14 protein-coding genes are annotated in these 14,500 nt (G+C 59.1%); 13 read left to right on the forward strand and 1 reads right to left on the reverse strand.

What is annotated here, in order from left to right; all coding sequences use genetic code 11:
- Positions 1 to 78: 78 nt before the first annotated feature.
- A complete protein-coding gene (locus tag DSL70_RS13945) occupies positions 79 to 399 on the reverse strand; it encodes a hypothetical protein (protein WP_162916702.1) in 321 nt (106 codons plus the stop codon).
- On the opposite strand from DSL70_RS13945, the gene DSL70_RS13950 reads away from it, so the two are divergent.
- The 13 genes from DSL70_RS13950 (at position 391) to npdG (ending at position 14,446) form a co-directional block, all read left to right on the forward strand.
- Entirely contained in the window at positions 391 to 1,881 is a 1,491-nt protein-coding gene (locus DSL70_RS13950; protein ID WP_119308557.1) for a CoA-acylating methylmalonate-semialdehyde dehydrogenase, read from the forward strand. The genes DSL70_RS13945 and DSL70_RS13950 overlap by 9 nt on opposite strands.
- Positions 1,882 to 2,007: 126 nt before the next feature.
- Entirely contained in the window at positions 2,008 to 3,249 is a 1,242-nt protein-coding gene (locus DSL70_RS13955; protein WP_119308558.1) for a Zn-dependent hydrolase, read from the forward strand.
- A gap of 246 nt (positions 3,250 to 3,495) precedes the next feature.
- On the forward strand, positions 3,496 to 4,950 hold the full coding sequence (gene hydA, locus DSL70_RS13960) for a dihydropyrimidinase (RefSeq protein WP_119308559.1): 1,455 nt from the start codon (positions 3,496 to 3,498) through the stop codon (positions 4,948 to 4,950).
- Positions 4,951 to 5,056: 106 nt separating this feature from the next.
- The gene (locus DSL70_RS13965; RefSeq protein ID WP_119308560.1) at positions 5,057 to 5,857 is read left to right on the forward strand and encodes an ABC transporter ATP-binding protein; all 801 of its coding nucleotides are present in this window, start codon (positions 5,057 to 5,059) and stop codon (positions 5,855 to 5,857) included.
- Positions 5,850 to 6,713 (forward strand): ABC transporter permease, encoded by an 864-nt coding sequence (locus tag DSL70_RS13970; protein WP_119308561.1) that lies wholly within the window; start codon positions 5,850 to 5,852, stop codon positions 6,711 to 6,713. Before DSL70_RS13965 ends, DSL70_RS13970 begins: the two co-directional genes overlap by 8 nt.
- Positions 6,710 to 7,555 (forward strand): ABC transporter permease, encoded by an 846-nt coding sequence (locus DSL70_RS13975; RefSeq protein WP_119308562.1) that lies wholly within the window; start codon positions 6,710 to 6,712, stop codon positions 7,553 to 7,555. The genes DSL70_RS13970 and DSL70_RS13975 overlap by 4 nt, the downstream gene beginning before the upstream one ends.
- A gap of 80 nt (positions 7,556 to 7,635) precedes the next feature.
- On the forward strand, positions 7,636 to 8,637 hold the full coding sequence (locus DSL70_RS13980) for an ABC transporter substrate-binding protein (protein ID WP_119308563.1): 1,002 nt from the start codon (positions 7,636 to 7,638) through the stop codon (positions 8,635 to 8,637).
- 243 nt (positions 8,638 to 8,880) lie between these two features.
- Positions 8,881 to 10,092, forward strand: coding sequence for a 7,8-didemethyl-8-hydroxy-5-deazariboflavin synthase CofG (cofG, locus tag DSL70_RS13985; RefSeq protein ID WP_205563267.1), 1,212 nt, complete (start codon positions 8,881 to 8,883; stop codon positions 10,090 to 10,092).
- 5 nt (positions 10,093 to 10,097) lie between these two features.
- Positions 10,098 to 11,375 (forward strand): 5-amino-6-(D-ribitylamino)uracil--L-tyrosine 4-hydroxyphenyl transferase CofH, encoded by a 1,278-nt coding sequence (gene cofH, locus DSL70_RS13990; protein ID WP_119308564.1) that lies wholly within the window; start codon positions 10,098 to 10,100, stop codon positions 11,373 to 11,375.
- On the forward strand, positions 11,372 to 12,352 hold the full coding sequence (cofD, locus tag DSL70_RS13995; RefSeq protein WP_119308565.1) for a 2-phospho-L-lactate transferase: 981 nt from the start codon (positions 11,372 to 11,374) through the stop codon (positions 12,350 to 12,352). The genes cofH and cofD overlap by 4 nt, the downstream gene beginning before the upstream one ends.
- Entirely contained in the window at positions 12,349 to 13,011 is a 663-nt protein-coding gene (gene cofC / locus DSL70_RS14000; RefSeq protein ID WP_119308566.1) for a 2-phospho-L-lactate guanylyltransferase, read from the forward strand. Before cofD ends, cofC begins: the two co-directional genes overlap by 4 nt.
- Positions 13,011 to 13,781, forward strand: coding sequence for a coenzyme F420-0:L-glutamate ligase (gene cofE, locus DSL70_RS14005; protein WP_205563268.1), 771 nt, complete (start codon positions 13,011 to 13,013; stop codon positions 13,779 to 13,781). The genes cofC and cofE overlap by 1 nt, the downstream gene beginning before the upstream one ends.
- A complete protein-coding gene (npdG, locus tag DSL70_RS14010; protein ID WP_119308568.1) occupies positions 13,778 to 14,446 on the forward strand; it encodes an NADPH-dependent F420 reductase in 669 nt (222 codons plus the stop codon). The genes cofE and npdG overlap by 4 nt, the downstream gene beginning before the upstream one ends.
- The last annotated feature ends 54 nt before the right edge of the window (positions 14,447 to 14,500 follow it).

Genomic DNA, 14,500 nt, shown 5'->3' on the forward strand with positions numbered 1-14,500 from the left:
CCCTGTTTTTTTGTTGTTTCGTGTATTGCTGGGGTCTCATGAACTTGCCTGTCTGGTTAGTCTGTGCGGGTAGTTTAGTTATTTTTCGATCACAAGAACTTTAGTGTTGGGCCTGTAGATAAACGCTTCCATGCACAAAGTTGCCTGCATCAATTTTTGACTTTTCTTGTTCGTTTTTTGAGCAGTTGCACCAATATTTTGCAAACACTCAAAAAGCTGACCGATCGTGCAGAAAAAATATTGACCGATCGTGCGGATAATGCAAGCGTTCTTACCACGAAAGAGGCGTTTGGCAAAAAAAATCGCAAAATAAAATGCACCGCCAAACCGCACTCGGCAAATGGCACCCAAGGGGAACACGGGGCGCAAACAGAGGCGAGGGGAAACGTGATGTATCACGTCAACAATATCATCAAGGGAAAAAAGGTCGCTTCGGTTTCCGGGCGCACATCGGCAATTTTCAACCCGGCCACCGGCGAACAGATTGCGACGCTGGGCCTGTCGAGCGATGCCGAAGTCAATGCAGCGGTTGCTGCGGCGAAGGCAGCTTTGCCCGGCTGGGCGGCCACGCCTCCAGCCAGGCGGGCCCGTGTCATGTTTGCCTTTCAGGCGCTGGTGCGCGAACGGGCAGACGACATTGCCCGCGAGATCAGCCGTGAACATGGCAAGACCCATGATGATGCCCTGGGCGAAGTGGCCCGCGCCCTTGAAGTGATCGAGTTTGCCTGTGGTGCCCCGCATCTTCTGAAGGGCGAGTTCTCTCGCAACGTCGGCACTGGTATCGACACCCATTCGGAGCGTCAGCCGCTTGGTGTCGTGGCGGGTATTACCCCCTTCAACTTTCCGGCCATGGTGCCGATGTGGATGTTCCCCATGGCGATTGCCTGTGGCAACACCTTCGTGCTGAAGCCTTCCGAACGGGATCCGTCTGCTGCCAACTTCGTTTGCGAATTGCTGGTGGAAGCCGGTTTGCCAGAAGGCGTGATCAACGTGGTGCATGGCGACAAGAGTGCCGTTGACTGCCTGCTCGATCATCCCGATGTCAAGGCCGTGAGCTTTGTCGGCTCGACCCCGATTGCCGAATATGTCTACCGCCGTGGCACCGACAGTGCCAAGCGAGTGCAGGCTCTGGGCGGAGCCAAGAACCACATGATCATCATGCCCGATGCCGACATGGATCAGGCCGCCGACGCCCTGATGGGTGCCGCTTTCGGCTCGGCCGGTGAGCGGTGCATGGCCGTGTCGGTCGCTGTTCCCATCGGAGAGGAAACGGCAACGAGACTCATCTCCAGCCTCAAGCCAAAGGTAGAGGCCCTGAGGATCGGTCCTTCAAGTGACGAGACCGCCGAGATGGGTCCCGTCATCACCGCAGACGCCAAGAAGCGCATTGTCGGGCTGATCGACAGTGGCGTTGAGCAGGGCGCGGATCTGGTGGTTGACGGTCGCGCCTTTGCCCTGCAGGGCTACGAGGGAGGCTATTTTGTCGGCGGCACCCTGTTTGACAGGGTGACCCCGGAAATGGACATCTACAAGACCGAAATTTTCGGGCCGGTGCTGTCTGTCATGGCACCTCAGAGTTTCGAGAGCGCGGTCGAGCTGATCAATGTCCACGAATATGGCAACGGGACCGCGATCTTCACGCGCAACGGCGACGCTGCCCGCAAATTCTCCAGCCAGATCGAGGTCGGCATGGTCGGTATCAACGTGCCCATTCCGGTGCCCGTGGCCTTCCATTCCTTCGGCGGCTGGAAACGCTCAAGTTTCGGCTCTCACGGCATCTATGGGCCGGAAGCCATCCATTTCTATACCAAATTGAAGACCACCACGACGCGCTGGCCCGAGGGATTGTCCGAGGGCGCTGTGTTTACCTTTCCGAGCTAGGGGAGCGGCTGGGCCTTGCGCGCCTGGTGTGAAGAATGAATTTCGGCACTGGCAGACCGGAAAACCGGCGGGTGCACTTCCAGAATAGCCCTTTGGGCAAATGACCTATGACAGGGGAACCGGATCATGAAGAAGAATCTGCGAGTGGATGGAGACCGTCTTTGGCAGTCTCTGATGGACATGGCAAAAATCGGACCGGGTGTTGCCGGTGGCAACAATCGTCAAACCCTGACCGATGAGGACGCCGAGGGGCGTGCGCTGTTCCAGAAATGGTGCGAAGAAGCTGGTCTTACCATGGGTGTCGACAAGATGGGCTCCATGTTCATGACCCGTCCGGGAACCGATCCCGATGCGTTGCCGGTCTATGTCGGCTCACACCTTGATACCCAGCCAACCGGCGGCAAATATGACGGCGTGCTCGGGGTGCTGTCTGCGCTGGAACTGGTGCGCATGCTCAACGATGCCGACATCAAGACCAAACACCCGATTGTCGTGACCAACTGGGCCAACGAAGAGGGCGGGCGCTTCTCGCCGCCGATGCTGGCATCCGGTGTCTTTGCCGGGGTGCATTCGCTCGACTATGCCTATGGCCGCAAGGATCTGGAAGGCAAGACCTATGGTGACGAGCTGAAACGCATCAACTGGGTTGGGGACGAAGAGGTTGGCGCGCGCAAGATGCACGCCTATTTCGAATATCACATCGAGCAGGGTCCGATCCTTGAAGCCGAAAACAAGGAAATCGGCGTCGTAACCCATTGTCAGGGTCTGTGGTGGCTGGAATTCACCCTGACCGGCAAAGAAGCCCATACCGGCTCCACGCCGATGGCCATGCGCGTCAACGCTGGTCTGGCCATGGCCCGCATCTTCGAAATGGTGCAGGACGTGACCATGGCAGCCCAGCCGAACGCAGTTGGAGGTGTCGGTCAGGTGACCTTCTCGCCGAACTCGCGCAACGTACTGCCCGGAACGGTGGTCTTTACGGTAGATATCCGCACCGTTGACATCGAAAAACTCAACGGCATGCGCGATGCCATCAAGGAAAAGGCTGCTGTCATTTGTGAAGAGCTGGGCGTCGGCTGCTCGGTGGAGCAGGTCGGCCAGTTCGATCCGGTGACCTTCGATCCGACGCTTGTCGAGCGGGTCCGTAACGCCGCCATCGATCTTGGCTACTCGCACATGGATATCGTCTCCGGTGCTGGCCATGACGCATGCTGGGCTGCAAAGGTCGCTCCCACGACCATGATCATGTGTCCGTGCGTCGATGGCCTCTCGCACAATGAAGCCGAGGAAATTTCCAAGGAGTGGGCTACAGCAGGGGCAGACGTGCTGCTGCAGGCGGTTCTGGAAACGGCCGAGATCGTCGAGTAGCGATCAGGACAAGACGCCGAACGGCGACAAGACAAGGGGCACGGATACCCGATCCAAGAACAGGGCACAAAGCCCGATGGTATCCGGCCCGGCAATTACCAGACAAGACAAACACTCCGCCAGAGGCACCCGCTACTTGTCGGAGTTCAAGACACCAAGGCAAGAGGCTGATCGTTCGCTTACCGGGAACGCCCGAACTGTGTCCGGTGCCCGCTTCTTGGCATGAAACTTGAAGGGAACAGCAACATGAGCAAAGTGATTAAGGGTGGTACTGTTGTCACCGCCGATCTGACTTATGAAGCCGATGTGAAAATCGAGAACGGTGTCATCACCGAAATCGGCCCCGATCTCTCCGGCGATGAAATTCTGGACGCCACCGGCTGCTATGTCATGCCGGGCGGTATCGATCCCCATGTGCATCTGGAAATGCCTTTCATGGGCACCTATTCGGCAGATGACTTTTCTTCAGGCACCCGCGCTGCGGTGGCGGGCGGTACGACGATGGTCGTCGACTTCTGTCTGCCCGATCCCGGTCAGAGCCTGATGGACGCCCTGATGCGCTGGGACAACAAGTCGACCCGCGCCACCTGCGACTATTCCTTCCACATGGCAATCACCTGGTGGGACAAGCAGGTGTTCGAGGAAATGGAAACTGTCGTTCGCGAGAAGGGCATCAACACCTTCAAGCATTTCCTCGCCTACAAGGGTTCGTTGATGGTCAACGACGACGAGCTGTTTGCCTCCTTCCAGCGCTGTGCCGAGCTTGGCGCCATGCCGCTTGTCCATGCCGAGAATGGCGACGTGGTTGCCTCCATGTCTGCAAGGCTGCTGTCCGAGGGCAACACCGGGCCGGAAGCGCACGCCTATTCCCGCCCGCCGGAAGTGGAAGGGGAAGCCACCAACCGCGCCATCATGCTGGCCGATATGGCTGGCGTTCCGCTCTATGTGGTCCATACCTCCTGCGAACAGGCCCACGAGGCCATCCGTCGTGCCCGTCAGAAGGGCATGCGCGTCTATGGCGAGCCGCTGATCCAGCATCTGACCCTTGATGAAAGCGAGTATTTTGACAAGGATTGGGATCACGCCGCCCGCCGCGTCATGAGCCCTCCATTCCGCAACAAGATGCATCAGGACAGCCTCTGGGCAGGTCTTCAGGCTGGCTCGCTTTCCTGCGTGGCAACCGACCACTGCGCCTTCACGACCGACCAGAAACGCTATGGCGTTGGTGATTTCACCAAGATCCCGAACGGCACCGGCGGCCTAGAAGACCGTCTGCCGATGCTCTGGACCTATGGCGTCGGTACTGGCCGGTTGACGATGAACGAGTTCGTGGCGGTCACCTCCACCAACATCGCCAAGATCCTCAACATGTACCCGAAGAAGGGGGCCATCCTCGTCGGGGCGGACGCCGATATCGTCGTCTGGGATCCGAAGCTGAAGAAGACCATTTCCGCAGCAACCCAGGTCTCGTCCATCGATTATAGCGTCTTCGAGGGCAAGGAAGTCACGGGGCTGCCGCGCTTCACTTTGTCTCGCGGCAAGGTCGTGGTCGAGGAAAGCACCCTGAAGACCGAAGAAGGGCACGGCCAGTTCGTGGCGCGCAAGCCCTATGGCGCGGTCAACAAGGCACTGTCCACCTGGAAGGAACTGGTTTCGCCACGTCCGATCGTCCGCGCAGGCATCCCGCCGAGTGGTGTCTGATCGGCCCGGCGGGGCTGACCGCCCAATCAAGATTTCTCTGCGGGTGCACGGTGCATCCGCAGGAACCGAATGACCAAACAGCCAATCCGAACGGGAACAAGCAAAGATGATGCACTCCGACTTCCATGTGGTCTCAGCCAAGGACCTCTGTCTGACGTTTCAGACCAATGATGGGCCGGTCCATGCGCTCAAGGATGTCAATTTACAAATAGACAAGGGCGATTTTGTCAGTTTCATCGGCCCGTCCGGCTGCGGCAAGACGACCTTTCTGCGTGCCATCGCTGCTTTGGAAAATCCCACATCGGGTGAGCTGATGGTCAATGGAACCACGCCAGAACTGGCGCGAAAGGATCGTGCCTATGGCTATGTCTTTCAGGCTGCCGGGCTCTATCCTTGGCGGACCATTGCCCGGAACATCAAGCTGCCACTGGAGATCATGGGCTTTACCAAGGCCGAGCAGAAGGAGCGCGTCGAACGGGTGCTCAAGCTGGTGGATCTGGAAGGCTTTGGCAACAAGTTTCCATGGCAGCTGTCGGGCGGCATGCAGCAAAGAGCGTCGATTGCCCGGGCCCTGTCGTTCGATGCTGATATCCTGCTGATGGACGAGCCCTTCGGAGCGCTTGACGAGATCGTCCGCGATCACCTCAACGAACAGCTTTTGAAACTCTGGTCCAGCACCGGCAAGACCATCGGCTTCGTCACCCATTCCATCCCCGAAGCCGTCTATCTCTCCACCAAGATTGTGGTCATGAGCCCGCGTCCGGGCCGCATCACTGATGTGATCGAGAGCACCCTGCCAAAGGAACGACCGCTGTCCATTCGTGACAGTCAGGACTTCATCGACATCGCCCATCGCGTCCGCGAGGGGCTTAGGGCCGGTCATGGCGATGGAGCGGCCGATGCGTAAGCTCTTTGCCGTTTGCACGGTCGTGCTGGTGATCGTGGTGCTCTGGTATAGCGCTGCTGTCAAAATGAATGCCAAGTGGGCCCATGATCAGGCCGCCCGCGCCAAGGTGGAGCTGTCCTTCTCCGATCTGGTCAGGGACACCTGGGCACAGGAGCGTCCTGTTCTGCCTGCACCGCATCAGGTGGCTGCGGAACTGTGGGACAGCACGGTGATGAAGAAGGTCAATTCCAAGCGCTCGCTGATCTTTCACGGCTGGATCACGCTTGAGGCGACCCTGCTGGGCTTCGTGGTCGGCACACTGCTCGGAATCGTGCTGTCTGTCGGTATCATCTATATCCGCGCCATGGACATGAGCGTCATGCCATGGGCCATTGCTTCCCAGACGATTCCCATTCTGGCAATTGCGCCAATGATCATCGTGGTCTTGAACTCGGTCGGCATCCAGGGGCTGATCCCCAAGGCGATCATCTCTGCCTATCTGAGCTTCTTCCCGGTTCTGGTCGGTATGGTGAAGGGGCTGAGGGCACCCGATCACATGCAGCTGGATCTGCTCAAAACCTACAACGCCTCCAGAAGCGACGCCTTCTACAAGTTGCGCCTGCCGTCCTCCGTGCCCTATCTCTTCACTTCGATGAAAGTGGGCATTGCCGCTTCGCTCGTCGGCACCATCGTTGGCGAGTTGCCAACCGGTGCCATTCGCGGGTTGGGTGCCCGGCTGCTGACCGGTTCCTACTATGGCCAGACCATCCAGATGTGGGCCGCTCTCTTTGCCGCCGCCCTGCTGGCCGCAGGCCTCGTGGCGCTCGTGGGACTTGCCGAAAAATCGGTTCTGAAGAAAATGGGGATGGTACGATGACCCTTGTTCTTGCTGCACTTGTCATCTGGATTGTGGCCTCATGGGTCAACGTCAAACTCTCCCGGTCGAAGGCCCACAACACGCTGCTGGTGCGCTTTCTGGTGCCATTCATTTTCGGGGTGACGATCCTTGTCGCCTGGGAGCTGCTGGTGCGCGGGCTGAATATTCCCGGCGTCATCCTGCCGCCGCCGACCGCCATCGCAACGCGGTTTGCCGCGTCCACCGATATCCTCTGGCTCGACTTCCTGCAGACCTTCGCCAAAGGGGCGCTCAGCGGCTACATCATCGGCTGTGGTGCGGCCTTTCTGACGGCGATCCTCATCGACCGCGTGCCCTTCCTGCAACTGGGCCTGCTGCCGGTTGGCAACTTTGTCGCCGCGCTGCCCATCGTGGGCATTGCCCCGATCCTCGTGATGTGGTTCGGCTTTGACTGGCAATCCAAGGCCGCCGTTGTCGTGGTGATGGTTTTCTTCCCGATGCTGGTCAACTGCGTGCAGGGCCTGGCCGACACGGATCACATGCAGCGCGATCTGATGAAGACCTATGCGGCGAGCTATTCCGACACCTTGCTCAAGCTGCGGTTGCCTGCCGCGATGCCGTTCATTTTCAACGGTCTCAAGATTTCAACCACTTCGGCTCTGATCGGCGCGATCGTTGCCGAGTTCTTCGGCTCTCCCATCGTCGGCATGGGCTTCCGCATCTCCACTGAGGTCGGCAAGCTTGGGCTCGACATGGTCTGGGCGGAAATCACGGTTGCGGCAATTGCTGGCTCCCTGTTTTACGGGGCGGTGGCCGCAATCGAAAAAGGGGTGACCTTCTGGCACCCCTCACAAAGGGGCTAGAAGACCCCATTCAATAACCAAAAGAAAACAAAGCAACACCTTAACCATACTCCTTTACGGACTACCAAAGGGAATAGAAGATGAGAGACACTTTCAAGAAAATTGCGATTGGCGCATGTGCAGCTGCCTCGATCTTTGCAGCCACCGGAGCCAACGCGGCAGATGACTTTACCCTTCAGCTGAAATGGGTGACGCAGGCCCAGTTCGCCGGCTATTATGTTGCTCTGGAAAAGGGCTATTACGAGGCAGAGGACCTCAATGTCACCATCAAGCCGGGCGGTCCGGATATTGCCCCGACCCAAATTCTGGCCGGTGGTGGCGCTGATGTGGTTGTCGACTGGATGCCTTCGGCTCTGGCTGCCCGTGAAAAGGGCCTGCCGCTCGTCAACATTGCCCAGCCTTACAAATCCTCGGGCATGATGCTGACGTGCCTCAAGGAAAGCGGCGTCAAGTCGCCTGAAGACTTCCCCGGCAAGACCCTTGGTGTCTGGTTCTTTGGCAACGAATATCCGTTCCTGAGCTGGATGAGCATTCTCGGTATTCCGACCGAAGGCGGCGACAAGGGCGTGACCGTCCTCAAGCAGGGCTTCAATGTTGATCCGCTGCTTCAGAAACAGGCTGCCTGCATCTCCACCATGACCTACAACGAATATTGGCAGGTCATCGACGCCGGTATCTCTGCCGACGATCTGATCACCTTCAAATATGAAGATCAGGGCGTGGCTACGCTGGAAGACGGCCTCTATGTGCTGGAAGACAAGCTGGCTGACGAGAAAGAAGTCGACAAGCTGGTCCGCTTTGTTCGTGCGTCCATGAAAGGCTGGAAATACGCTGAAGCCAACCCGGATGAAGCCGCAGATATCGTGCTTGAATATGACGAAACCGGTGCCCAGACCGAAAAGCACCAGAAGCGCATGATGGCCGAAGTGGCAAAGCTGACCGCCGGTTCCAATGGCGCTCTGGATACGGCCGACTATGAGCGTACCGTCAAGACGCTGATGAGCGGCGGTTCTGCTCCGGTCATTTCCAAGGAACCGGAAGGCGCATGGACCCACAAGATCACTGATCTGGCCCTGAAATAGGCCCGTCCCATTCTCCGCCTCCGGACATTGTGCCGGGGGCGGGGTGACGACCCTGGCCCGCCGGCCTGTTCGGCGGAGCCAACTCCGAGGCAACCGAACAATTCAAGGAAATGTCTTGCCCCGCGCAAACACCGTTTGGCGCGAACAGGGTTCCTTTGCGCCGATTTTCCGTTGGGAATGCCATCAAATGCGCAAACGACAGCCCCGAATGGCAGGTGTTTTCATAACGCTAAAGGCAACAGGATGCTGGTAGAAAGCGAACTCAACAGTCGATCCGCCGATGTCATGTCGGATAGCGCTGCACGCTTGCCGTCCGGGGCGCGGGAGCTCAACGATCAGGCCCGCCACCTGCAGAAGGCGGATCTGGCAGGCCTGATGGCGCGGGCAAGCGTCATCCGCGATGCCCGCTGGGGCCGCACCGTGACTTATTCGCGCAAGGCCTTCGTGCCACTGACCAACATGTGCCGCGATACCTGCGCCTATTGCACCTTCGTCAAGCACCCCGATCACCCGGATGCCAACATCATGTCGCCCGATCAGGTTCTTGCCACTGCCCGCAAGGGCGAGGCTAAGGGCTGCAAGGAACTGTTGTTCAGCCTCGGGGAAAAGCCCGAACTGCGCTATGAGCGGGCAAGGGCTGCGCTGGCTTTGCTTGGCTATCAGAGCATGACGGACTATCTGGCCGACATGTGCGCGCTGGTTCTCGAAGAAACCACCATGCTGCCCCATGTCAACGCGGGCACACTCTGCGACGAGGAACTTGCAAGGCTCCGCCCCGTTTCCGTTTCCATGGGCATGATGCTCGAAACCGTTTCCCGCCGCCTGACCGGCAAGGGTGAGGCCCACCATGCCTGTCCGGACAAGGTGCCTTTGCAGCGGTTGCGCACGCTGGAACGGGCAGGGGAGCACAAGGTGCCGTTCACCACCGGCCTGCTGATTGGCATAGGCGAAACGTGGCAAGAGCGGATCGAGGCCCTCCACGCTATCAATGACAGCCACAAGCGCCACGGTCACATTCAGGAAGTCATCATCCAGAATTTCCAGACCAAGCCCGATATCGCCATGGCCAATCACCCCGAGCCGAGCCTTGAGGACATGCTGCGCACCATCGCGGCTGCGCGCATCATCCTTGCCCCGGAGATCAGCCTGCAGGCTCCGCCCAATCTCAGTGCCCGCCATATCGCCTATCTCGATGCTGGCATCAATGACTGGGGTGGGATTTCTCCGGTCACCATCGATTTCATCAACCCCCAGCATGCCTGGCCGCAGATTGATGCACTAGCCGCAAGCTGTGACAAGGCTGGCTTCTCGCTCAGGGAACGACTGCCCGTCTATCCGGCCTATCTTCGGTCGGGATCCGAATTTCTGAGCCCCCAGCTGCAGGACCGTGTTGCCCGTATGTCGGCCAGCAACGGCCTTGCCAGCGAACAGCGCCACTTGATGCAAGGAGAATAATCATCATGTCCAATGAAACAGAGCCAACATTCGATAATCCCCTTGCTTTTGACGCTCAAAACGCCGCTGTTCCTGTTCGGAGAATTCTCGACAAGGCGCTTGAAGGACGTGAGATTTCACAAGCGGACGCCGTGCTGTTGTTCAAGGCCGAAGCGTCCGCCGACTTGCAGGCGATCTACTATACCGCCGACCTGCTGCGCCAGCGGGCCAACGGGGATCTGGTGACCTTCACTGTCAACCGCAACATCAACTTCACCAATGTCTGCTACATGGGCTGCAAGTTCTGCAACTTCGCCAAGCGGGCCGAAGAGGAGGATGCTCATTGGCATTCTGTGGGCGAGGTGCTGCGCCGTTGCCACGAGGCATGGGACCGGGGCGCGACCGAGGTTTGCATTCAGGGCGGGCTGCACCCCAAGTTGCCCGGTAGTTACTATGAGGAGCTTTGCCGCGCCATCAAGGCGGAGTTGCCCGACATGCACTTGCACGCCTTCTCACCTTTCGAGGTCTGGTACGGTGCGTCCAAGACGCGGAAGTCCTACCGCGATTTCCTGCAAGGCCTCAAGGACGCCGGTCTTGGCACGATGCCGGGAACGGCTGCCGAAATCCTCGATACCGACATTCGCAAACAACTGACAAAGGACAAGCTCAGCACCGAGAAGTGGGTCGAGATCATCCGCACCGCCCATGAGGTGGGGATCCGGACCACAGCGACCATTATGTATGGCCATATCGATGCGCCGGAGCATTGGGCCGCTCACATTGACCTGCTGCGCTCGATCCAGAAGGATACCAGCGGCTTTACCGAATTTGTGCCGCTGTCCTACCAACATGTCGGCACGGCGCTTTATACGGAAAATCCGGGCAAAGTGCGCAAGGGGCCGAGCATCGATGAAATCGACAAGATGCATGCCGTCTCTCGCATCATGCTCCATGGGCTGATCGACAATATTCAGGTTTCCTGGACCAAGCTCGGCCCTGACCATGCCATGGCAATGCTCAATCGCGGTGCCAATGATCTGGGCGGCACGCTGATGGAAGAAAGCATTTCCCGTTCTGCCGGGGCAGATCATGGCCAGGAGATCACGGCCTATGAACTGACGCAGATCGTCCGCGCTTCTGGCCGCATGCCTGCGCGCCGGTCGAGCGATTATCGTATTCTCGACATCTATGATGACCATGATCCGCAGCCGCTTGCGCCATTGATCGATCGGGGCGGCAAGGACCCGCTCGACTTTCTCAAGCTGTTCTCGGCCACCTCTGCCAAGTTGGAGGCTGCCGAATGAGCGAACCACAGAAGCTGAAGGTTACCCTGCTGGCCGGCGGGGTTGGCGGCGCAAAGATGGCCGAAGGCCTCGCTGCGCTCAAGGATGTGGAGCTGACGATCATCGGCAATATCGCCGATGACGACGACTTCCATGGCCTTTGGGTGTCGCCGGACATCGATACCATGACCTACACCCTGTCTGGCCGCATCAACCGTCAGCAGGGCTGGGGGCTGGCCGACGAGGGCACCCGTGCGCTCGATATCCTGACGACCCTTGGTCAGGACACATGGATGATGCTCGGGGACAAGGATTTCGGCCTCCACATCTATCGTACCATGCGGCGGACGAGAGGTGATCGCCCCACAGACATAGCAGCCGATGTGGCTGAAGCCTTTGGTGTCAAACCGCGCATTCTTTTGCCGACCGATGATCGGGTGCAGACCCGGGTCAAGACGGAAAAGGGCTGGCTGAGTTTTCAGGAATATTTCGTGCGCGAGAAATGCGCCCCCACCGTCGAGGCGCTTGAGCTCAAGGGCATAGAGGACGCCACGGCAACCCCGGAAGCGCTTGCGGCCATCGCCAACGCCGACCTGCTCGTCATCGCCCCGTCCAATCCATTGGTCAGCATCGAGCCGATCCTTGCCGTCAAGGGCATCCGTGATGCGGTGAAAGAGGCTCGCGTGCCAAGGATCGCTGTCAGCCCGCTGATTGCTGGCAAGGTCGTCAAGGGCCCCGCCGACAGGATGATGACGGCGCTAGGCATGCGCGCCGATGTCGTTGGCGTGGCCGCGCACTATGCCGGCTTGATCGATGCCCTGCTGATCGATCATCAAGACGGCGCGCTCGCCGAGGAGATCACCGGTCTGTCGATCCAGCCCCATTACGAAGATATCCTGATGAAGGACGCAGAAGACAAGGCGCGGCTCGCCCGTGCGGTTGTCGATCTTGGTGTGATGCTTGCGGCAGACAAAGGCCAAAACGGAGCTGCCGCATGACTGAAAAGCTGCTGATCCTCATCCCGATGAAAGACCCGTCCCGGGCGAAATCGCGGCTGGCATCCGGTCTTTCGGAAGGCGAACGGTCGACCCTCTCGCTGATGCTGTTCAAGGCTGTGGTCGAACGGATCAAAACCGCTCTTGCGAGTGCTGATCATTTGAAGGCCCAGATCGATGTGATTGATATCGCGGTGGTATCTTCCAGTGAGGTCATCCGGCAGGTGGCCGAAGAGCTGGACATCCTCTTTCTGCCGGAAGCTGGAGACACCGGCCTCAATGATGCCTTGCAGGCCGCCTCTGAATGCGCCCTCAAGCAGGGCTACGGACGGCTCTGCATCCTGCCTGGAGATCTGGCCGATCCAACGGCGCAGGATATCGTCAGCCTGTTGTCCTATCCGGTCGACGTGCGGACAATCATTGTCTGCCCGTCAGAGGATCTGGGCACCAACGCCCTTGTCGTGCCTCTACCGAGCCCGATGCCATTTTCCTTCGGTCCGGACTCTTTTTCGCGGCATTTCAGTCAGGCCGCCGATCTTGGTTTGATGCCGGTCATTCTGCCGCTCAAGAGCCTGCGTCGCGATATCGATACGATGGCGGACCTGAGCTATCTCGATGCAGCCCAGACGGCCGTGATCGCCAATGGCGGGGAGGGTGCGTGATGGCCAGCCTGATGATCACGGCCATTCCCGGCGTTCCCGATATTGTGGCGGACGATGACCTTGCCGCCATTCTCGGCGATTGTCTGGTAGCGAGCGGCAATACGCCTATCGAGGGCGATATCCTCTGCGTGGCTCAGAAGGTCTTCTCCAAGGCTGAGGGCTGCATCTACCCTCTTGCCAGCATCACGCCGTCAGCAGAGGCGCTGCGCTATGCCGAAGAGCTGGGCAAGGACGCGCGCAAGGTCGAGATCGTGCTGCGAGAAAGTACCGAGGTTGTGCGAGCCTTCCGCCATCCCGGCCAGAATGAGGGGACAATGATTTGCCGCCACCGGCTTGGGTTCATCTCGGCCAATGCTGCGGTTGATGAATCCAACATCGCGGAAACCGACGCCGCCATGACATTGCCACCGGACCCTGACGCCAGCGTTCGCGCCATGCGTAAGGCGCTCGAAGCGCGGTTCGGCTGCCGTATCGGCGTGGTGATGACAGACACCTTCGGCAGGCCCTGGCGTATTGCTCAGGTCAATGTGGCGATCGGACTTGCCGGGGTGCCAGCCACCATCCGCGAGCAAGGCAATCAGGACGCCTGGGGCCGCATCATGAAGGTGACCGAAGCCGCCTTCGCCGATGAACTGGCCGCCGCATCCGGACTGGTGGTCAAGAAGGCCGCCAAAACACCCCTCGTGCTGTTTCGCGGGCTCGACTGGTGCCCTACCGAAAGTCGGGCAGGAGATCTGTTGAGAGGAAAACAAGAGGACATGTTCAAATGACGATCGCAATCATTGGCGGTACAGGACCGCAAGGACAGGGGCTGGCGCTGAGATTTGCCCGTGCCGGTGTGCCGGTCGCCCTCGGCTCGCGGGATGCAGCGCGCGCCGCCGAAATCGGGGTGGCGTTGCGGCAGCAGTTGGCGGACGACTGCGCCCCGATCACCGGCGTTGCCAACGAAGAGGCTGTGCGGATGGCTGACGAAATCGTCATTCTCGCGGTGCCGTTCTCTGGCCACAACGCAACACTCAGCGCGCTTAAACCACATCTTGAGGGCAAGATCCTCGTCGATATCGTCGTACCCCTGAAGGAGGGTGACCCCAAGAAGGTGGAAATGCCACCGGAGGGCTCGGCAACGGAAGCCGCGCAGGCGCTGCTCGGGCCGGACATCCCCGTTGTCGGTGCGCTGCACAATGTCTCTGCAACGACATTGAAGACCCTCGAATGGGATATCAACTGTGACATTCTGGTCTGTGGCAACTCGCTGGCAGCCCGCAAGACCGTCATGGATCTCATCGGGAAACTCGGGGTCACGGCCTATAACGCTGGCGACGCCGAAGCGGCTCGCTGCATCGAGGCCATCACCCCCATTCTCATTCGCATCAACATATCCAAACAGGTGCCGTTCACCCACGCCGGGTTGAAGATCTGGGCGCCGGATCACTGATCCAAGTGACCGACAAACGATCACCACCTGAACAACCGAGAAGACTTGAAGAAC

The sequence above is a fragment of the Cohaesibacter haloalkalitolerans genome, from assembly GCF_003574655.1.
Classification (GTDB): Bacteria; Pseudomonadota; Alphaproteobacteria; order Rhizobiales; family Cohaesibacteraceae; genus Cohaesibacter; species Cohaesibacter haloalkalitolerans.